Source organism: Pseudomonas sp. 13B_2.1_Bac1 (genome assembly GCF_025466155.1).
Classification (GTDB): Bacteria; Pseudomonadota; Gammaproteobacteria; order Pseudomonadales; family Pseudomonadaceae; genus Aquipseudomonas; species Aquipseudomonas aylmerensis.
In genome coordinates, this window is record NZ_JANLOH010000089.1 from 346908 (window position 1) to 367647 (window position 20740).

At 61.8% G+C, this 20740-nt stretch carries 16 protein-coding genes and 1 pseudogene; 4 read left to right on the forward strand and 13 right to left on the reverse strand.

Annotated elements, in window-relative coordinates:
• Positions 1–2: 2 nt before the first annotated feature.
• Together xylF and xylA are read right to left on the reverse strand one after the other, a co-directional pair.
• Complete coding sequence (gene xylF / locus NTD80_RS21905; protein WP_065905667.1) at positions 3–1004, reverse strand: D-xylose ABC transporter substrate-binding protein; 1002 nt, start codon at positions 1002–1004, stop codon at positions 3–5.
• A 433-nt stretch (positions 1005–1437) separates the two neighbouring features.
• Positions 1438–2754 (reverse strand): xylose isomerase, encoded by a 1317-nt coding sequence (xylA, locus tag NTD80_RS21910; RefSeq protein WP_120448154.1) that lies wholly within the window; start codon positions 2752–2754, stop codon positions 1438–1440.
• Between the two features lie 139 nt (positions 2755–2893).
• Here xylA and NTD80_RS21915 point away from each other — a divergent pair, with 139 nt between their 5' ends.
• A complete protein-coding gene (locus NTD80_RS21915) occupies positions 2894–4069 on the forward strand; it encodes a XylR family transcriptional regulator (protein WP_262134996.1) in 1176 nt (391 codons plus the stop codon).
• A 112-nt stretch (positions 4070–4181) separates the two neighbouring features.
• On the opposite strand, the gene NTD80_RS21920 is transcribed toward NTD80_RS21915, so the two are convergent.
• From NTD80_RS21920 to NTD80_RS21950, 7 genes are all read right to left on the reverse strand, one after another.
• On the reverse strand, positions 4182–5459 hold the full coding sequence (locus NTD80_RS21920; protein ID WP_213552329.1) for a carbohydrate porin: 1278 nt from the start codon (positions 5457–5459) through the stop codon (positions 4182–4184).
• A gap of 58 nt (positions 5460–5517) precedes the next feature.
• Positions 5518–7926, reverse strand: coding sequence for a glucose/quinate/shikimate family membrane-bound PQQ-dependent dehydrogenase (locus NTD80_RS21925; RefSeq protein WP_262134997.1), 2409 nt, complete (start codon positions 7924–7926; stop codon positions 5518–5520).
• A 180-nt stretch (positions 7927–8106) separates the two neighbouring features.
• A complete protein-coding gene (locus NTD80_RS21930; protein WP_262134998.1) occupies positions 8107–8868 on the reverse strand; it encodes an SIR2 family NAD-dependent protein deacylase in 762 nt (253 codons plus the stop codon).
• A gap of 23 nt (positions 8869–8891) precedes the next feature.
• Entirely contained in the window at positions 8892–9371 is a 480-nt protein-coding gene (locus NTD80_RS21935; RefSeq protein ID WP_262134999.1) for a hypothetical protein, read from the reverse strand.
• On the reverse strand, positions 9364–9792 hold the full coding sequence (locus NTD80_RS21940) for a DUF1810 domain-containing protein (RefSeq protein WP_262135000.1): 429 nt from the start codon (positions 9790–9792) through the stop codon (positions 9364–9366). The genes NTD80_RS21935 and NTD80_RS21940 overlap by 8 nt, the downstream gene beginning before the upstream one ends.
• Positions 9793–9816: 24 nt before the next feature.
• Positions 9817–11271, reverse strand: a complete 1455-nt coding sequence (locus NTD80_RS21945) for a toxin-antitoxin system YwqK family antitoxin (protein WP_262135001.1) — start codon at positions 11269–11271, stop codon at positions 9817–9819.
• A 158-nt stretch (positions 11272–11429) separates the two neighbouring features.
• A complete protein-coding gene (locus NTD80_RS21950) occupies positions 11430–12473 on the reverse strand; it encodes an LLM class flavin-dependent oxidoreductase (RefSeq protein WP_262135002.1) in 1044 nt (347 codons plus the stop codon).
• 344 nt (positions 12474–12817) lie between these two features.
• Between NTD80_RS21950 and NTD80_RS31420 the strand changes: the two are divergent.
• A pseudogene (locus tag NTD80_RS31420) lies at positions 12818–13750 on the forward strand (cache domain-containing protein); the annotation flags it as partial.
• Between the two features lie 129 nt (positions 13751–13879).
• Positions 13880–14608 (forward strand): methyl-accepting chemotaxis protein, encoded by a 729-nt coding sequence (locus tag NTD80_RS31425; RefSeq protein WP_410017426.1) that lies wholly within the window; start codon positions 13880–13882, stop codon positions 14606–14608.
• 86 nt (positions 14609–14694) lie between these two features.
• Here the strand turns inward: NTD80_RS31425 and NTD80_RS21960 are convergent, their stop codons facing one another.
• A complete protein-coding gene (locus NTD80_RS21960; protein WP_065905687.1) occupies positions 14695–15180 on the reverse strand; it encodes a flavin reductase family protein in 486 nt (161 codons plus the stop codon).
• Positions 15181–15503: 323 nt separating this feature from the next.
• On the opposite strand from NTD80_RS21960, the gene NTD80_RS21965 reads away from it, so the two are divergent.
• Positions 15504–16910 carry a purine-cytosine permease family protein gene (locus NTD80_RS21965; protein WP_262135004.1) on the forward strand — a complete coding sequence of 469 codons (1407 nt, stop codon included), beginning with the start codon at positions 15504–15506 and terminating at the stop codon, positions 16908–16910.
• Between the two features lie 57 nt (positions 16911–16967).
• Here NTD80_RS21965 and NTD80_RS21970 read toward each other — a convergent pair whose 3' ends face one another.
• Genes NTD80_RS21970 through NTD80_RS21980 form a run of 3 tightly spaced genes read right to left on the reverse strand, consistent with a single transcriptional unit; the run spans position 16968 to position 20734 of the window.
• Positions 16968–17537, reverse strand: coding sequence for a sarcosine oxidase (locus NTD80_RS21970; protein WP_262135005.1), 570 nt, complete (start codon positions 17535–17537; stop codon positions 16968–16970).
• A 3-nt stretch (positions 17538–17540) separates the two neighbouring features.
• Positions 17541–20438: a 2Fe-2S iron-sulfur cluster-binding protein gene (locus NTD80_RS21975; protein WP_262135006.1), complete on the reverse strand. Its 2898-nt coding sequence runs from the start codon at positions 20436–20438 to the stop codon at positions 17541–17543.
• On the reverse strand, positions 20435–20734 hold the full coding sequence (locus tag NTD80_RS21980; protein ID WP_065905694.1) for a sarcosine oxidase subunit delta: 300 nt from the start codon (positions 20732–20734) through the stop codon (positions 20435–20437). Before NTD80_RS21980 ends, NTD80_RS21975 begins: the two co-directional genes overlap by 4 nt.
• Between the last annotated feature and the right edge of the window lie 6 nt (positions 20735–20740).

Genomic DNA, 20740 nt, shown 5'->3' on the forward strand with positions numbered 1-20740 from the left:
GGTCACAGCCCGCCAATCTGCTCTTTGGTATAGAAACCGTCCTTCTCCAGCAGGTCGATATTGGCCTTGGTCAGCGGTGTCGGGGTCAGCAGGATGGTGTCGACCTGCTTGCTGCCGTTGTCGTACTGCGAGCTATAGGACGGCTTCTCATTGCGCGCCAGTTGCACCGACAGCTTGGCGGCTTCGGTGGCGATCAACTTGAGTGGTTTGTACACGGTCATGGTCTGGGTGCCGTCGATCACACGCTTGACGGCGGCGAGGTCGGCGTCCTGGCCGGAGATCGGCACCTTGCCTGCGAGCTTCTGCGCTGCCAGCGCCTGGATCGCACCGCCGGCGGTGGCGTCGTTGGAGGCGACGATGGCGTCGATCTTGTTGTTGTTCCGGGTCAGGGCGTTTTCGACGATGCCCAGGGCTTCGGTAGGGTTCCACTCCTTGACCCACTGCTGGCCGACAATCTTGATATCGCCCTTGTCGATGGCCGGCTGCAGCACTTTCATCTGGCCTTCGCGCAGCACTTTGGCGTTGTTGTCGGTGGGCGCGCCGCCGAGCAGGAAGTAGTTGCCCTTGGGCGCCGCTTGCAGCACACCGTTGGCCTGCATCTCGCCGACTTTTTCGTTATCGAAGGAGATGTAGGCGTCGATATCGGCGTTGAGGATCAGGCGGTCATACGACACCACCTTGATCCCGGCCTTCTTGGCTTCGGCGACGGCGTTGGTGAGCACGGTGGCGTTGAACGGCACGATCACGATCACGTCGACGCCGCGCGAGATCAGGTTTTCGATCTGGGAAATCTGCTTCTGCTCGTTGGCATCGGCGGACTGCACGAAGACCTTGGCATCGAGTTTTTCTGCCGCCGCGACGAAGTAATCTCGATCTCGCGACCAGCGTTCCAGGCGCAGGTCGTCGATGGAGAAACCGATCTTCGGGTGCGCAGGGTCAGCCATCACCGGCAGGGCGAGCAAGGCCAGGGCAGTGGCGAGCAGCGTGCGTTTGAATGCTTTCATGGTGGTGCGTCCTTTTATTGTTGTTGGAAAGACACTGTGCGAAGACTCTAGGCGAACACTGTATTTGTGGCGAGCAGCCTCTTTGTGGCAAGTGGGTTCTTTGGGTTGAGCAGCCTCATTGTGGCTAGCAGGCTTATTGAGGCTAGCAAGCTTATTGTGGCTAGCAGGCTTGTTGTGGCGAGCGGGCTTGCCCCGCGTTGGGCTGCGAAGCAGCCCCTATTGCAAGCGATCGGGTTCAACCTGGCACACCGAGGTGCCGGGTCTTGGGGCCGCTTCGCAGCCCAACGCGGGGCAAGCCCGCTCACCACAAAGAGCCCACTTGCCACAAAGAGGCTGCTCATCACAAAAAGCCCACTTGCCACAAAGACCCCACTTTCCACAATGAGGCTGCTCACCACAAAGAGTCCGCCAGCCAAAGGAAATCCGCTCGCCATCAGGGATAGATAAACCGGTTGACCACCCCCTCCAGCATCTCCTGCCGGCCGCTCACTGCCTGGGGGTTCAGTTCGTGCTCAAAGGCATGCTCGGCCAGCGACGCCAGGCTGAATTCGCCCGCCAGTACGGCTTTGCCCAGCGGCTGCTGCCAACCGGCATAGCGCTGGTCCTTGAACTGCTGCAAGCGGTCGTTCTGCACCATCGCCGCTGCACGCTCCAGTGCCAGGGCGAGCACATCCATCGCCGCGACGTGGCCGTGGAACAGGTCGACGTCGTCCAGGCTCTGCCGGCGCACCTTGGAGTCGAAGTTGTAGCCGCCATTCTTGAAGCCCCCGGCCTTGAGGATTTCATAAGTGGCGAGTGTCATCTCCTCGACGCTGTTGGGGAACTGGTCGGTGTCCCAGCCGTTCTGCGGATCGCCGCGATTGGCGTCGATGCTACCGAAGATGCCCAGCGACACTGCGGTGGCAATCTCATGATGAAAGCTGTGCCCGGCCAGGGTCGCGTGGTTGGCCTCGATGTTGACCTTGATCTCGTGTTCCAGGCCGTATTCATGCAGGAAGCCGAACACTGTGGCGCTGTCGTAATCGTACTGGTGCTTGGTCGGCTCCTGAGGCTTGGGCTCGATCAGCAGGTCGCCCTTGAAGCCGATCTTGTGCTTGTGCTCCACCACCATGCGCATAAAGCGCCCGAGTTGCTCGCGCTCGCGTTTGAGGTCGGTGTTGAGCAGGGTTTCATAGCCCTCGCGGCCACCCCACAGCACATAGTTGGAGCCCTTGAGCCGCAGCGTGGCGTTCATCGCACTGAACACCTGCGCGGCGGCGTAGGCAAACACTTGCGGGTCGGGGTTGCTGGCGGCGCCGGCGGCAAACCGTGGGTTGCTGAAGCAGTTGGCGGTGCCCCACAGCAGGCGGATGCCAGTCTCTTCCTGATGGCGCTCGAGCTGATCGACCATCTGCGCGAAGTGGTTGCGGTACTCCTTCAGCGAGCTGCCTTCCGGCGCCACGTCGGTGTCGTGAAAGCTGTAGTAGTCGATGCCCAGCTTGGAGAAAAACTCAAACGCCGCCTGCGCCTTGCCGATGGCCAGTTCCATCGGGTCTGCGCTGCGCTGCCACGGGCGCTTGAAGGTGCCCACGCCAAACATGTCGGCCCCCGGCCACACGAAGGTGTGCCAATAACAGGCCGCCATGCGCAGGTGCTCGCGCATGGGCTTGCCGAGAATCAGCTTGTTGGCGTCGTAATGGCGAAAGGCGAGGGGAGCATCGCTGTCGGGGCCTTCGAAGCGAACCTTCTCGACACCGGGGAAGTACGTCATGGCGTTTTCCTTATTGTTCTTGGCGGTGTCTGGATACTAGCAACGGCACCTGGCCTGCCGAGTATGAAAATCATCAAGGTGTGGTGCGATTTTGAGTGGCGGGGGCTAGTCTGTAGCGACTGGCCTTCGGACAAAAACAATGAAAACCCTACCGCCCGTGCACCGCATTGCCTTGCTGTTCAACGGCAGCAAGATCTACGACCGGGGCATCATCACCGGCATCGGCAATTACCTGAGCAGCACCCGCGCGTCCTGGGATCTGTTCCTTGAAGAAGACTTCCTGTGCCGCCTCAAGGGCATCGAGCGCTGGCAGGGGGACGGCATCATCGCTGACTTCGACGACCCGTTGATTGGCGAAGCGCTGGCCGATATCAAGCTGCCGGTGGTGGCGGTGGGCGGCTCCTACCAGGATGCGCGTGCTTATCCCACCGGCATTCCTTACGTGGCCACTGACAACCATGCGCTGATGAAACTGGCCTACGAACACCTGATCGAGGCCGGCCTGACCCGGTTTGCCTGTTTCAGCCTGCCCGAGGCGCAGGCCAATCGCTGGGCGCAGGAGCGCGAGAAGGCCTTTCGCTTGCTGCTGCAGCGGGACGGCTTGCACGTCGAGGTCTATCGCGGTTTGGGGACCAGCGCGCCGCTGTGGGACAGCGCAGTGGAGCAGCAGATCGCCTGGCTGCAGAGCCTGCCCAAGCCGATCGGCATCATCGCCGTGACCGACGCCCGCGCGCGGCAATTGCTGCAAGCCTGTTTGACTGCCGGCATCGCGGTGCCGGAGGAAGTGGCATTGATCGGCATCGACAACGACCCGCTGACCCGCACCCTCACGCGGGTGCCGCTCAGCTCAGTGATCCAGGGCACCGAAACCATGGGGCGCACGGCGGCGGCATTGCTGCACCAGATGCTGCACGGCAAGCCCTGCACCGGAACGCAGATCCTGGTGCCACCGGAGGCGATCAATGTGCAGGCCTCCAGCTTGCACCAGCCGTTGGGGAATCCGTATGTGATGCAGGCCCTGCTGTTTATCCGCCAGTACGCGTGCCAGGGCATCAAGACCGCGCAGGTGGCGGCTTATGTGGGGGTGTCGCGCTCGTCACTGGAGTCGCACTTTCGCAAGGAACGCGGCTGCAGCGTGCATGACGAGATCCTGCGCTTCAAACTCGCCGCCGCCGCCAAGTGCCTGGAAAACCAGGCACTGGCGATTGCCGATATTGCCCAGCAATGTGGCTTCAAGTCCGCGCAGTACCTGCATACGGTGTTTCGGCGCGAGTTTGGCTGCACGCCGCGCGAGTATCAGCAGGGCACGGCCTAGGTCATTGTGGGAGCGGGCTTGCCCGCGATAGCGGTGTGTCAGCTTAGATCCTGCTTGGAACTACCACTATCGCAGGCAAACCAGCGCCTGCATTTTTTGACTGTTGAGACGCTTAGAACACGGCCTTGACCTGCAAGCCCAACACCAACGCGTTGTCGATGTCCGAGCCGGAAAACGCTCCCGGTTCGATGATGTATTGCACATCCGGGCGCAGGTTCAGCCAAGGCGTAGCCTGGTAGCCGTAGCTGAGTTCGATCAGTTGTTCGGCATTGTCCAGGTTGGGGTAGCTGTTGCCTGCGTTGAACGCCGCCAGCTCCTGCACGTCACGGCTGCGCGGGTTCGGCACGGCACGGCCATAACCCAGGGCGAGGGTATCGCGCGGGCGCCCTTCGAACGGTTTGTACAACACCACGCCCGCGCCATACCACTTGCTGAACGGCGAGGCCGCTTCGCTGGCGGCGGAGTATTGGCCGAAGGCGTGCAGCACACGGCCGGCGGAGCTGCTGGAGGCCCATACGGCCTGGTCGATCAACAGGTAGTGACCGCCACGCCCGCTGACGTCTTTGTCGCTGCCGATGCGTTTTACATCCGAGCTGTCGTAGTAATAGCCCAGCTTGTATTCACCCGGCAGCGTGCCGGCGTGCTTGTACACCAGCTCGATCGGCACCACGGTGCCGGTGGTGTGCTTGGGGCCCAGGTGCCAGGCGCGGCTGGAGTTGCCGTTGCTGTCCGGGTCCACGTTGAAAGCGGCCACGCGCAGTTGCCAGGACGGCGAGAAGTCATACTTCACCCGTGCGCCCAGGCGCGCATTCGGGTAGTTGGTCCAGCCGCTGCCGCCGGACATGTTCAGCGGGTGCCCGCAGAAACCGGCGTTCATGAAGTTGCACAGAATGCCGCTGTCCAGGCCGCCAAGATCATTGCCCATGGCCATGTAGCCGAGCTTGAGGTTCAGCGCCGGAGTGAACAGCGTGCGTTCGTAGCTCAGCTCGGTCAGACGGGTGTAGAGGCCGCCGTAGTTTTCCTGGATCGGCAGGCGGTTGCCCACCAGGTCCTCGGAGGCGCTGTTGCCGCGCCGGTCATTAATGGTCAGCTGGATGCGGTCGCCATTGTTGAAACCGTACAGCTTGCCCAGGTCGAACTGCACGCCGAGCTTGAGGTTCTGTGAATAACGCGCCGAACGGTGCTGCCCGCCGTGGGCGTTATAGGCGGTTTCGCCGCTGTAGTCGCCGGTAAAACGGATGCCTTGCTCGTCCAGCTCGCGGCGCAGGCCGCCCCAGTCGCCGGTCAGGGTGGTGTCGTCGGCTTGGGCGGGCAGGGCGGCACTGAAGGCCAGGCCCAGCAACAGGCGCCCAAGCAGGCGGTCGGGGAAAAAGTGAGAAGTGGGGGTCATGCGCGGTCTTCCAAAAAGCCGAAAGCGCGGTGCGGGGGGCACCGCGCGAACACAGGGGTTATGGCAGGGCGTAGGCGATCACGTAGTCGCCACGGTCGGTGGACTGGCGTGCGCCGCCGGCGGTGATGACGATGTACTGCTTGCCGGTTTTTGGCGACACGTAGGTCATCGGGCCACCCTGGCTGCCGACGGGCAGGCGGGCTTTCCAGATTTCATCACCGTTGGCGCTGTTGAACGCGCGCAGGTAGAAGTCCTGGGTGCCGGCAATGAAGATCAGGCCGCCCTGGGTCGACAGGGTACCGCCGAGGGTCGGCAGGCCGATCTTGATCGGCAGGTGCATGCGGATGCCCAGCGGACCGGTGTCTTCAACGGTGCCCACCGGCACTTGCCACGCGACCTTCTGGGTCTTCATGTCGATGGCGGTGAGGGTGCCGAACGGCGGTGCCTGGCACGGAATGCCGGCCACCGACAGGAAGCGGTTTTTGTTCACCGCATATGGCGTGCCCTTGAGCGGTACTGCGCCCATGCCGGTGTTCAACGCTTCGCCACCGGACGAGGCTTGCGCCTTGTTCTGCGACGGCACCATCTGGATCCACAGGCCCAGGCGCATGTCGTTGACGAAGATAAAACCGTGCACCGGGTCGGTGGAGATGCTGCCCCAGTTCATGCCACCCAGGGAGCCTGGGAAACTCAGCGATTTGTCGGTGCCTGGCGCGGTGTACAGGCCTTCATAGCGCATGCCCTTGAAGTCGATGCGGCACAACAGCTGGTCGTACGGCGTGGCGCCCCACATGTCCGACTCGGTCAGGGTCTGCGCGCCGATCTGCGGCATGCCCACCGATTTCGGCTGGGTCGGCGAGTAGGGTTCGTTAGGGATGTTGGCGGCCTTGACCGGGACTTCCTTGACGTCGGTCAGCGGCTTGCCGGTGGCGCGGTCGAGCACATAGATCTGCCCGGCCTTGGTGCCGATCACCACCGCTGGAACTGCCTTGTCGCTGCCCGGTGGGGTGAAGTCGATCAGGCTCGGTTGCATCGGCAGGTCGAAGTCCCACAGGTCATTGTGGACCGTCTGGTACACCCACTTTTCAGCACCGGTGGAGGCATCCAGTGCCAGCACCGAGGCGCCGTATTTGTGGTTCAGTTGAGTACGTTCGACGCCGTAGATGTCGGTAGACGAGCTGCCCATCGGCAGGAAGACCGTGTTCATCAGCGGGTCATAAGACATCGGCGCCCAGCTGTTCGGGGTGCTGCGCACATAGGTGCTGCCGTCGGCCGGTGCTTGCTTGTCTTGCGGGTTGCCCGGGTCGAAGGCCCAGCGCATCTGGCCGCTGATCACGTCGAAGCCACGGATCACGCCGCCAGGCATGTCGGTCTGCACGTTGTCGGCGACGCGGCCGCCGACCACCACGGTGGTGCCGGCAATCAACGGCGCGGACGACAGCTGGTAGTAGCTGTCCGGTACATCGCCGAGGCCGGCCTTGAGGTCCACCTGGCCATGGGTGCCGAAGTCTTCGCAGAATTTGCCGGTGTCGGCATCCACGGCGATCAGGCGCGCATCAATGGTGTTGGTCAGCAAGCGGCGCTGGCACTGCGCACCGGCAGGCACGCTGGCGGCAATGATCGGCGAGCTGTTGGGCTGGGTCGGCTGGGCGATCGGCGCGGTCGCGTCGAAGTAGGCCATGCCCCGGCAACGCTGCCAGACCGCCGATTTGGCGTTGACCTCGTTCTTCCACAGCTCTTTGCCGGTGTCGGCGTCGAGGGCGATCAGGTTGTTGTGCGGCGTGCAGATAAACACCTTGTTGCCGATCTGCAAGGGCGTGAGCTGGTCTTCGGCACCGTTGCCGTCGCTGATCGCCACGTCACCGGTGTGGTAGGTCCACGCCACCTTGAGTTTGTCGATATTGTCGCGATTGATCTGGTCCAGCGCGGCGAAGCGGCTGCCACCTTCGGTGTTGCCGTAGTGCGCCCAGTCTTTCTGCGCGTCGGCTGCAGCCACCGGCGTGATGCCCGGGCCAGTACCGTTGGGTGCGACACTCGGATGGGCGACAAACATATTGCCCGCCGCAACCGCCACACCCACCGCCAGCACGGCGGCGACGCCATAGGCACCGCGTGCAGGCCGGCCAGCCAGCAGCGGATAGACCAGCGCCACCACCAGGCCGATGGCCGCAAACATGAACAGCCGCGAGAACAGCGGCCAGAACACCAGCCCGACATCGGCCACTGCCCAGATCGCCGTCCCCACCAGGAACGCTGCGAACAACCACGCGCCAGCGGTCTTGCCTCGGGCGATCAACATTCCGGAAACCGCCATGGCCACGCCGCCGACCAGGAAGTACCAGGAACCGCCGAGGCTCACCAGTTTGGCGCCGCCAACAGCCAGCGCAAGGCCGAGCAGGGCGATGATGACGCCCAAACCCAGCAGGAGGAATCTAGAGGCGCCATGGGCGCGCGATGCTCGTTTCATATCGACAGGACTCGAAGGTGAGAGGGCAAAGACGCGATTTTAGCAAGATAAGTAACTAGTTAGTACATTGGAGTCCTGCAATAGACTATTACAGGTGCTGCGATGATGGGATGCGGTTAAATGCCGCTTCGGGTGCAACGCTGGGGCATCGCACCGCGAAGGGCGTGTCGTCCTAGTGATTTAAGCGCTGGTTAATGCCTTTGCAATCCTGGGGAGCCAGTTGGTTGCGGTGCCAATCAGAGTGTTGCCGGGCGCTGATACGGAGGGTGTGAGATTGATGTGCACGACCCATGCTCCCCGTTCGCCGGCGAAGATTGGCAGGTATACCGCTGGAGCGACGCTTTCGGACGTCCCAACGGACAGGAAAACGTCGCAGTCGAGCGCCGCCACATTGGCGCGGTTTATGTCATCAGCCGACAGTTTCTCACCAAACCAGACAACGTTCGGTCGAACCAGGCCATTACAATGTTGGCAGTGCGGCGGATCCAATGGACCTTCTTCTAGTGACACATTGACAGGTAGGGCATTCAGATAGGGTTTATTGCATGAGTAGCAGCGAGCAGTGGTCAGGTGCCCATGTAGATGAATCGCATCCCTGGAGCCAGCGCGCTCATGCAGATCGTCGACGTTCTGCGTGATTAGTGTTACACGGTGCAGGGATTGTGCGAGCTCAGCCACGGCCAAGTGCGCAGCATTTGGCTTCGCTTTGCTGACCAGCATTCGACGCCAGGAATACCAGCCCCACACCAATGAAGGGTTTCGTTCAAAGGCCTCAGCGCTGGCGAGTTCTCCTTGCTTATAGCGCGACCAGAGCCCGGTCGCGGGGTCGCGGAATGTGGCAATGCCGCTTTCGGCGGAGATACCTGCACCTGTAGAAATGACCACGTGTCGCGCGGTGCGTAGCTTCTCGATCGTTTGATGAAAAAGGGCTTCAGCGTTCATTGTTTCCCCTCAAGAGGTTGAATTCAGTTTCGGACGCACTGATCTCGCAACCAATCGAAGTTGCTCCAGTATTTGCGGTCGCCGCCTGCCTGGGTACGCTTTTTCTCGATGTAGGGCGCAAGCACCTGGTGGCAGTGCAGGATGCTGGGCGCCCAGTTTTCGATGATGACGTGTTTGTTCGTAATCAAATCCACACGCAGCAGTGCTGCTACGACGTCGTAGTTTGCGCAGGCCAACGATGCCTGCTGGATGTGGCGTTCGTCCCAGCTGTCATGATGCAAACTCGATAGCGTCGCACGGACTGTCTCGCGCGCTTCGCGGGCGTCACTGGCTTGCAGGAATTCGACGATCGAGATAATGCTCTGCGCTTCGGAAGCCAGTTGTGTTGCCTTGAGTTGAGACGTCAAGATCACAATCTGACGCCATACAAGGTACACAGAAAAGAACGCAGCCAGCGCCACGATGATCTGTACTGTCAATGTCCATTTTTCGTAATCAGTCATTTCCATTCTCTTGCTGGTTAAGAATCACATGTGTTTTATCATCTACGCCGCTCAGGCTATCCCGCGCTTGCGCATAGAGCGATCCGGCATCAGTGACTGCCGCGAACAGCGTCATGCAGGAGGCGAATTTGAGTGCGTCGACTTCGCCGAGCAGCTCCTCCAAGGGCACTGCTGCATCGAAGACGGCGCGGGTGGCGCGAGCAAGCCTTGACCCCAGTAGCGGGTGTTGCAGGTAGTCGCGTGCCTCAGCAGCGTCCTGCAAGCCGTAGTAGGTGGCTTTTTCGCTGGAGCCCAGGCCGCGAAGTTGCGGAAAGATGAACCACATCCAATGGCCTTCTTTTTTTCCGCGCTTCAACTCGTTAAGGGCAGCATTGAATTGTGAGGCTTGGGCCAGGACAAAGCGTTCCAGTGATTGCTTCATGTCGTACTCCATCAATAATGACGTTTACAGACAGTTCTTCGCGAACTCTTCGAGCATGTCGGCGCGTATAAGCGCCTCAGGATCATCGGCATGTACCGTATCGACCTGGCGTTGTACGCAGCTTTCACGTTCACTGGTGCTGTTGCCGGAGCCTGCAGCCACCGTTGCTTGTGGCGGAGTGGTTACGACCGCCTGGCCTGGCGTGGGGATGTCGACCAGTTGCTCATAGCGGGAGACAAAACCAGCATCGACGTAGGCGCTGTCCTTTTCGAAGGTCTCTTCCTCTCTCACAGGGTTGGCCCATTGCTGAAAGCCGCCGAGCAAGCCCATTTTGCCGGGGTGCTGCCGGCGCAGGTCGGGTGTGAGGGCGACGAGTACCTGGCTTACCTCGCCCGCGTTCCAGATGACGATTGCCTGCAGTACTCCCTCATCACTGAACAGGCGTTCCTGGCCCTGCTTGACCACACGCTGCTGTTGATCGTAGCTGTCGCGCCCGAGCCCCTGGAACTGGCTTTCCTGGCGGTCACCTACCCACACCGTTGCAGTGGCGCTGACTAGCTTGCCCTTGTTCCACTCCAGTTCTCGGATAAGGTGCCCGTTGTCATCCCAGTACTGTTCGGTGCCGTCGTTGGCCAAATCACTGGCCATGTATTGGTTAACGTTTTCCTTGAGTGCCACACGGCTGACGTGATGGATGTGTTTACCGTCATAGCTGTACTGGTCAACTACGCGTGTGCGCAATTTTCCGTGTTCGAACACACTGGATTCCGTCACGTTGCCGTGCGCATCGATACGCCGCTGGGCGCCGTGCTGCAGGCCGTTTTCGTAATTTTCCTCGGCGGAAATATAGAAGCGATTACCGTTCAGACCGTAATCTTTTTGAGGGCCGTGTTGCTTCCCATTGAGGTACGTGCGGTGTTGGGTGCCACGGTTGTCGAAACCACTGCGCTGGCCGTTTTCCCATTCCAACTCAGCGATCAGCGAATCGCCTTCATTGTCCCACGCGCGTTCTACACCATTCTTTTTGCCTGCGGTGTAATGCACTTCGAGGGTGCGCTCACCGTTCTCTGGATTGAACTGCTCGGTAACGCCGTCCTGCGCTCCGTTTTTCCAATGAGCGACCAAGGTTCTCTTGCCGGTCTTGGCATCGAATCTTTCTTCCTTGCCGTCGCGCTTGCCGGCTTTGAACTCGCCCGAGGCCAGTAAGTTGCCGGCGTTGTCAGAGCAATGAATTTCTCCATCGGGCAGCCCATTTTTAATGTCGACAGTACAAGAGCCTACATTGAACAAACCGAGCACGGACATAGGATAATTGAGCACGCGCCCGTTGAACGGATCATCCGCGTGCACTTTGTAAAGCAAACCTTGGATTTCTCGGGTCTGACGAGCATCAATCTCTTCGGAAAAGCAGCCTGTGAGGCTAAGGGATGCCAGGGATATTGCACCCATGGCCAGGCAACTACGGATGTTGAGCGACACCAGAATCTCCTTATTCACGTGACGGCAACTGCCGATCAATGATGCGTGAAAAGGACGCAGTGTAGAGCAAGTGAGGCGAGTGATTCCAATTTGATATCAGTTGATGTCAGGGCAGGCAGGAGACGGCTGCCCTCGCAAAATTCAGTTTCGGGGGTCTATCAGCGAAACGCCGGCACCACCTGCTCGATAAACAGCGCCAGGGACTTCTTCTTCTCGGCATGCGGCAGGCTGTTGTCGCACCAGAAGCTGAACTCATCCACGCCCAGTTCCTGGTAGTAGCGGATGCGCGGGATGATTTCTTCGGCGGTGCCGATCATCGCGGTCTTGTGCAGGCTTTCCAGCTCGAACTCGGGGCGTGCGGCGAATTTCTCTTCCGGGCTCGGCGCCAGGAAGCCATTCACCGGTACTTCCTTGTTGCCGAACCAGGCATCGAAGGTGCGATAGAACTTGGAGATCGCCTTGGCCCCGACTTTCCAGCCGTCCGGATCATCGGCGGAATGCACGTGGGTGTGACGCAGCACCATCAGTTGTGGGCGCGGTACGTCGGGATTGTTGTCGAGGGCGGCCTGGAATTTGTTTTTCAGGTCGAGGACTTCTTCGTCGCCCTTCATCAGCGGCGTGACCATCACGTTGCAGCCGTTGGCCACCGCGAAGTTGTGCGAGTCCGGGTCGCGGGCGGCGATCCACATCGGCGGGTTAGGCTGCTGGATCGGCTTGGGCACGCTGGTGGAGGTGGGGAATTTCCAGATCTCGCCGTCGTGGGCGTAGTCACCTTTCCACAAGGCGCGCACCACCGGCACCATCTCGCGCAAGGCCTGGCCGCCGGAGGAGGCGGGCATGCCGCCGGCCATGCGGTCGAATTCGACCTGGTAGGCGCCACGGGCCAGGCCGACTTCCATGCGGCCGTTGCTGATCACGTCGAGCAACGCGCATTCGCCCGCCACCCGCAACGGGTGCCAGAACGGCGCAATGATGGTGCCGGCGCCCAGGTGAATGGTGGTGGTCTTGGCCGCGAGGTAAGCCAACAGCGGCATCGGGCTCGGCGAGATGGTGTATTCCATGGCGTGGTGTTCGCCAATCCATACGGTGCTGAAACCACCGGCCTCGGCCATCAGGGTCAGTTCGGTCAAGTCTTCGAACAACTGACGGTGGCTGACGCTTTCATCCCAACGTTCCATGTGTACGAACAGGGAAAACTTCATGACGCTTACCTCGGATCTATTGTGATCGGCCTGTCGACTGCGGGCCCTTAAGTACTCTCGCCACCTTGAAGCTTGCCTGTGATAACGGCTGTTCGGCGGATTGATTGTTGGTATACCATAATACGGAATATCCGCAAAACTTTTCTCTCCAACGGTTGCACCCTCACCTCACAAGGAAGGCGAGCTCGATGAACATAAAACAAAAATTAATCCTGGCGTTTGCGGTGATTGCCAGTCTACCGGTGATTCTGGTGGCTGTGCTGATCATCCTCAACGTACGCCATGAGGCCCGCGACAGCTTTGTCGACAGCAGTGGCCGCGAGATCCGCCAGGTCGACAACGCGATGCAGCTGTTCTTCGAAGGCATCAGCCAGAACGTCGCCTACCTGGCTGCGCACCCGCAGTTGCGCAGCCTGCAGGGCGATGTGAAACGCTACCTGGCAAGCGACGCCGCGCACATCGCTCCCGGCGAGCGCGACCAGCAGTTGTTCGCGCTGTTCGAGGGCCTGGCCAAGAGTCATTCGGCCTACACCTACCTGTCGCTCGGCACCGAGGATGGCGGCTATGTGTTCTGGCCCGGCGACCCCAACCTCGCCAACTACGACCCGCGCACGCGGCCCTGGTACAAGACGGCCATGGCGCAACCGGGCAAGACCCTGCGCACCGAAGCCTATTACTGGGCGGCCGACGACGTGGTGCTGGTGAGCACCGTGCAAAGCTTCAACGACCGCCAGGGCAAGGCGAGCGGGGTGGTCAACATCGACGTGTCGCTCAAGCAACTGACCGACCTGGTCAAGCAGATCAAGCTGGGCGAAAGCGGCTACCTGATGCTGATGGAAGCCAACAACACGGTGCTGGTAGACCCGAATGACCCGTCCCACAACTTCAAGAAACTCGGCGAGTTGGGTGACGGCTACCGGCAGTTGAGCGATGCCGGCCAAGGCCTGGTGCAGGTGGAACTGGCGGGCGAGCGCTACATGGCGCTGGTGTGGCCGTCGAAGGCATTGGGCTGGCGCTTTGTCGGGCTGGTGCGCGAAAGCGAAGTGATGGCCGGCGCGGCACGCCTGACCTGGTTGATCGCGGCTATCGCATTGGTGTGTGGCCTGCTGTTTGCTGGGGCGGGCGCCTGGTTTGCCGGGCTGATCGTCAAGCCGATCCGTGGCGTGGCCAGTGGTTTGGAAGGCATTGCGCAGGGCGAGGGTGACCTGACGGCGCGCCTGGCGGTCAATGGTCGCGATGAGACGGCGCAGCTCGCCGGCTGGTTCAACCAGTTCCTGGAAGCCATCCGCACACTGATCCAGCGCATCGGCCAGGCCGCCGCGCAAATCCACAGCAGCTCCGGCAGTGCCACCGAAGTCTCGATAGAGATGGCCGACGTCGCCTCACGCCAGCGCGAAGCGGTGGACATGGTCTCCACGGCGTTTCATGAAATGGTCGCCACCTCCAACGAAGTCGCGCGCTCCTGCAGCCAGGCAGCCGATTCTGCCGACAATGGCCAGCGCCAGGCCCACACCGGGCAACAGCAGATTGACGCGGCGGTGAGCAGTGTCGGGCGCCTGAGCGAAGAGATCGGCCACTCCGCCCAGGCCATGGAGCAGTTGGAAAAAGACAGCAACGACATCCAGTCGATCCTCGGCACCATCCGTTCCATCGCCGAGCAGACCAACCTGCTGGCGTTGAACGCCGCCATCGAAGCCGCCCGGGCCGGCGAGCAGGGACGTGGGTTTGCGGTAGTGGCGGATGAGGTGCGCGCCCTGGCCAAACGCACGGCAGACTCCACTGGCGAAATCGACGGACTGCTTGGCAATCTGGCGCGGCGCACCCATCAGATGGGCAAGCAGATGCATGCCAGCCTTGAGGTGTCCCAGGAAACCGTGGTGTCGATCAACGATGCGCGCGCCAGCTTTGGCTTGATTCGTGAGTCGGTGGACGTCATCCGCGACATGAACACGCAAATCGCTACTGCCGCCGAAGAACAGCACCAGGTGGCCGAAGACATCAACCGGCATATCAGCCAGATTCACGCGGATGCACAGTTGGTGGCGAGCCTGGCCGACTCCACGCGCGGCGATGCGCAGCAATTGACCGCGTTGTCGCAGACCTTGAACCAGTTGGTCAGCCGCTTCCGTACCTGACCGCCGCTATCGCAGGCAAGCCAACGCCCATCGTTGAAATGCATTCAGCTGTGGGCGCTGGCTTGGCTGCGGTGTATCGGCATTAATCAGGCAACCAGGGGCAGGGCGCCCATCTTGCCGTGGCAATACACCAGCGGCCCGGCGTTCTGCTGGGGCACGATCAGGTTTTTCACCGAGCCGACCATGATTGCATGGTCGCCACCTTCATACTCGCGCCACAACTCGCACTCGATCACCGCCGTGGCGTTCGCCAGGATCGGATTGCCCAGTTCGCTGAGCGTCCATTCGATGCCCTGTGCCTTGTCCTTGCCCTTGCGCGCAAAGGCATAGGCTTCGGTTTGTTGCCCACCGGAAAGGACGTGGATCGCAAAGCGCTTGTTCTTGATCAGCACCGGGTACGAATCGGAGCTGTAGTTGGGGCAGAACAGCACCAGCGCCGGGTCCATCGACAACGAACTGAAGGCACTGGCGGTCAGCCCGACGATTTGCCCGTCGTCATCGAGCGTGGTGATCACGGTGACCCCGGACGGAAACGAACCCATCACTTGTTTGTAGATAGCGGCATCGATCATGGGAAGGTCCTCTGGCGGTAGAGCGGGTTTTTATGAATTTGTAGGTCTGATGGTATACCGTAATACACTCGATGCAACAGCTTTTTCAGGCAGCCGATAAACCTCAACCTTTGGTCTTATAACCAGTAAATACGGGGGTAAAAGCGCGAAAACACCGGGGGCCATGTGGCACACTTGCGGATCAGATGCGCGCTGAGACTACGGATCAGTCTTGTGAAAATGTTGGAATACCATAATATGGTGTTCATCTGAGGGGCCGCCACGATGCGCCCCCGGTATGGCGTCAAACAACTATAAGATCAGACAAACGCGAGTCCATTTCCATGCCCCAGATGTCCCGGCAAGATCCCCTGATCGAGAATCACACGGTCGATTACGTTCCTCTCGCAGAGCGCCATGGAAAGGCCCGCGACCTGTTCACCCTATGGTTCAGCACCAACATTGCGCCGCTGCCCATCGTCACCGGTGCCATGGTGGCCCAGGTGTTCCACCTCAACCTGGTGTGGGGGCTGCTGGCGATTGCCCTCGGGCATCTGCTCGGCGGTATCGTGATTGCCCTCGCGTCGGCCCAGGGCCCGCGCATGGGCATCCCGCAGATGGTGCAGAGCCGGGGCCAGTTCGGCCGTTACGGCGCACTGCTGATCGTGTTCTTCGCGGCGCTGATCTATATCGGCTTTTTCATTTCCAACATCGTGCTGGCCGGCAAATCCATCGTCGGCATCGTGCCCGCGGTGCCGGTGCCGGCGAGCATTCTGATCGGCGCGCTCAGCGCTACCGCCATCGGCGTGATCGGCTACCGCTTCATCCACAGCCTCAACCGCATCGGTACCTGGGTAATGGGCAGCGCGCTGCTCGCCGGTTTCATCTACATCTTCGCCCATGACCTGCCAGCGGACTTCCTCACCCGTGGCGGTTTCAACGCCGCCGGCTGGCTGGCCACGGTGTCGCTGGGGGTGATCTGGCAGATCAGCTTCTCGCCCTACACCAGTGACTATTCGCGCTACCTGCCGGCGGATATCGGCATCACTCGGCCGTTTATTGCGACCTACCTGGGCGCCACGCTCGGCACCATCCTGTCGTTCGCATTTGGTTTGGTCGCGGCACTGGCCACGCCCGAAGGCACCGAAGCGATGGTCGCGGTCAAGCAAGCCACTGGCTGGCTCGGACCGATCCTGATGGTGCTGTTCCTGCTCAATATCATCAGCCACAACGCCCTGAATCTGTACGGCGCGGTGCTGTCGATCATCACCTCGATCCAGACCTTTGCCAGCCATTGGACTCCGAGCATCAAGGTGCGCGTGGTGCTGTCCGGCGTGGTCCTGACCGGTTGCTGCGTCGTGGCGCTGGGCGCATCGGCGGACTTCATCTCGCAGTTTATCGGGCTGATCCTGGCGCTGTTGCTGGTGCTCGTGCCGTGGGCGTCGATCAACCTGATCGACTTCTATGTGATCAAGCGCGGGGTGTACGACATTGCCTCGATCTTCCGCGCGGACGGCGGGGTCTACGGGCGCTTCAACCTGCATGCGATCGTGGCTTATTTCATCGGCATCATTGTCCAGCTGCCGTTTGCCAATACATCGCTGTACGTGGGGCCGTGGGCCAATCTGGTGGACGGCGCGGACCTGTCGTGGCTGGTGGGGTTGGTGGTGACGTGCCCGCTGTATTACTGCCTGGCGACACGTCAACATACCCAGAAGGTCAGGGCGGCGCGGTTGGGCTACACCGACTGACCTTTGCTCACACCTCAGGCTCCAGAATGGGGGACCGAGATCGACTTCAAGCCAGCTTCATGCGCTGAGCAGAGTGCCCCCGCCAAACTCGCCCAATGCATCCAGCAATGCACCGACGAAGTATTCCTTCGACGCGCGATCCCAGAGGATATGCAACGCCGGTGCCTCCACACTCCCGGTGTGGATCACAAGCGCATTCACCCGCGCCACTGACGTCTGCGCCACCGCTCCCGGCTGGAAGGCCGGGAAACCGAGATCGACCCCGCAGAGCTTGGCCATCACGTGGGCAATCACCGCGCCGCTGAGCAACACACAGGCGTGGCTGTCCTGGCGCGGCAGCAGGTAGTTGGCGCGGTGGTCCAGCTCCCAGCGGGCCTCTTCATCGGCGATGCGCTGGCCCTGATCCTGCGGGCTACCCAACAACAGGTATTCGGTCTGCGACAGGCGCGCCACCCAACTGCCGTCCGCTTGCGGGGTGGCCTGGTTGGGGGCGGCGGGCAGGGTGAAACCGCGTGCGCTGAGGTACTCGGCGCTTTGCGCGCCGCGAAAGCCGACCCGGGGCAGATCGGTCTGGTCAACCAGGTGGCAGGGCGGCGTGAAGAGTTCGTGGGCTTTCAGACTGGTCATGGCTTAACCCTCCTGGCGTTGGTTGGTGGGGTCGAAAAACGGCAGTGGCACCACCTCGGCCTGGACGACGATGCCGCCTTCGACGCGAATCGGGATGCGCTGCCCCGGTGTGCTCTGCTCGATCCCGGCGTAGGCCAGGCCGATGATGCGGCCCAGCGTTGCAGAGTATTCGCACGAGGTGACGTTGCCGCTGATGTCCGGGCCGTCGAGCACCAGGTGGCCTTCCAGCGGTTGCACGCTGCCCTTGGGCAAGGTGAAACCCACCAGTTTGCGTTTCAGCGGCTGGGCTTCGAGGATGTCCACCGAGCGGCGACCGACGAAAAACGGCTTGTTGCGGCTTACCGCCCAGCCCATGTCGATTTCTGCCGGGTGGGTCATGCCGTCGGTGTCCTGGCTGATGATCACGTGGCCTTTTTCAAGGCGCAGCAGGCGTTGGGTTTCGACGCCGAAGGGGCGAATATCTAACGCCTTGCCGGCCTCCATCAACGCATCCCACAGCGCCAGGCCGTGGCGTGCAGGCACGTGGATTTCATAACCCAGCTCGCCGACAAACCCGACCCGCAGCAACCGCGCCTTGATCCCGGCCACCGTGCCTTGGCGCACGCCCAGGTAGGGGAAGGCCTCGGCACTGAGGTCGAGGTCAGTGCAGACCTGTTCCAGCACCTTGCGCGAATCCGGCCCGGCCACGTTCACCGCACAGATCGCGGCAGTGACGTTCGCCACGTCGACGTCGAGGCGCCATTGCGCGTTCCACTTGAGCATCTGCTGGTAGATGCGGTCGACGCCGCTGGTGGTGGCGGTGACGTAGAAGTGCTGGTCGGCCAGGCGCGCGCACACGCCGTCGTCGATGACCACCCCGTGTTCATTGGTCATCAGCGCATACCGCGAACGGCCCACCGGTTGCTTGAGGAACGCGAAGGTGTACAGGCGGTTGAGCAGTTCGGCGGCATCCGGGCCGCGCACGTCCAGGCCGCCGAGGGTCGACACATCGATCAGTCCGACGTGGTTACGCACGTGCAGGGCTTCGGCCTGCATGCAGGCGTCGCGATCCTGGGCGCGGCCGTAGTAGGCCGGGCGTTGCCAGATACCGGCGGGCATCATCTTCGCCCCGGCCTGCACATGCCGCGCGTGCATCGGTGTCTGCCGGTAAGGGTCGAAGGCGCGCCCGGCGACATGCGCGAGTTTCTCCGCGACGAAAGGGGGCCGTGCGGTGGTCACCCCGGTCTCGCTGATATTGCGCTGGGTCGCCCAGGCCACCAGGCGCGCGGTCGGCAGCGCCGAATGCCGCCCTTGGGATGGGCCCATGCCGACCGTGGAATAGCGCTTCACCAATTGCACATCGCGGTAGCCGATACGCGTGGCGTTGACGATGTCCGCCACTTGCAGGTCTTCGTCGAAGTCGACGAAATCCTTGCCCTTGGGGTGCGGGAAAATCGGCCAGCCGAAGTTGACCTGGGCTTCGCTGTGCAGCGGCAGCGGCGCAATCGTGGTGCCCAGGCCCAGCGCCACAGCGATGTCGGCCGCTGCGTTGGCGGCGTCGGCCAGCACATTCTCGAGCTGATGCCGACCGTGCACCGAGCCCGCCAGCTGGAGGTTGCGGGGCAGGCCGCTGAGGCTGAATTCGGCTCGCTGGTCGTCATAGGCCAGCTTGCCGCCGGCCTGGCACAGCAGTTGATACACCGGCATGTAGCCGGCCGACATGCACAGCAAATCGCAGTCGAACACTTGCCCGCTGGCGCTGACCTGGCCCTGGCCGGTGATCTGGCGCACGTCGACGCCTTTCACGTGGCGCAGGCCTTTCTCATGCAGGGCCTCGAACACGGTGCTGTTGTTCAGCAACGGGATCTTGCGCTGGGCCAGGGCGCCGGACAGGGCTTTGTCGGCCGGGGCGTGGCGCAGGTCGATCACGGCGGCGACTTCCACGCCCTGGTCATGCAGGTCGAGGGCGGCGAGGTAGCCGTCGTCGTTGCCGGTCAGTACCACCGCGCGCTTGCCCGGCTTGACCGCGTAGAGTTTCATCAGGCGTTGCGCGGCGCTGGTCAGCATCACGCCGGGCAGGTCGTTGTTGCGGAAAATCACCGGCTGGTCGAAGGCGCCGCTGCACACCAGGCACTGCTGCGCGCGCACCTTGTACATGCGCTTGCCCTGGATTACCGGCAGGTAGTTGTCGGTAAACCAGGCATTGCACGTGGCCTCGGTGAGCACCTGGATATTCGCGTGCTGCTGCACCGCGCTCACCAGTTCGCGGCGCAGGCTGTCGGCGCGGGTACCGGCGATATCGAAGCGTGCATAGGTCAGTGATCCGCCGAGGATCGGCTGCTGCTCGATCAGCAGCACCTTGGCCCCGGCATTCGCGGCCGTCAGCGCCGCCTGCAAGCCGGCGGGGCCGGCGCCGATGACGGCCAGGTCGGTAAACAGATAGGCCTTGTCGTAGTACTCGGGCTGGAACGTCAGGTCGACTACACCCAGGCCGGCCTTCTTGCGAATGATCGGCTCCCAGACTTTCCACATGCCCTTGGGCTTGTAGAACGAGCGGTAGTAGAACCCCACCGGCATGAACTTGGAGAACTTGCCGAGGTAGGCGTCCTTGTCGTTGTCCAGCGAGCCGTTGACGTTCTGCGCGCTCACCGCCAAGCCGGCAGACAACGCGTGAGCATCGGCCAGCACGTTGGGCTCGCGGGGCAGTTGCACCAGGCTGTTGGCATCCTGGCCCGCCATGGTCAGCGGGCCGCGCGGGCGGTGGTATTTGAACGAACGCGAGAGCAGGAAACGCCCGTTGGCGAGCAGGGCGCTGGCGATGCTGTCGCCCTGCAAGCCTTGGTACGCCTGGCCATCGAAACTGAAATCAAGGGCTTGATCACGCTGGATCAGCAAGCCCATGGGGGCGGGAAGACGGTTCATCCGGCGATCTCCTTGGCAGCGGCGAAATCGACGCGGGTGGTGAACAGTTCCTTGGGGTCGAAGGTGCGCAGGACCTCATCGGTGACCGTGTGGCGCTCGGCGAGGAACCAGTAGCTGGACGGCGTGTGCATCCACCATTCGCGCACCACGCCGGCGAGGTTGTCGGTGTTGAACACGTAGTCGGCCCATTCGGCATCGCTGCAATGGACGGGGTCGGGCATCGGCTTGAACTCGCCGCCGTAGGTGAACTCGCTGATATTGCGCGGCCCGTTGAGCGGGCACGTCATGATTTTCATAGTCCG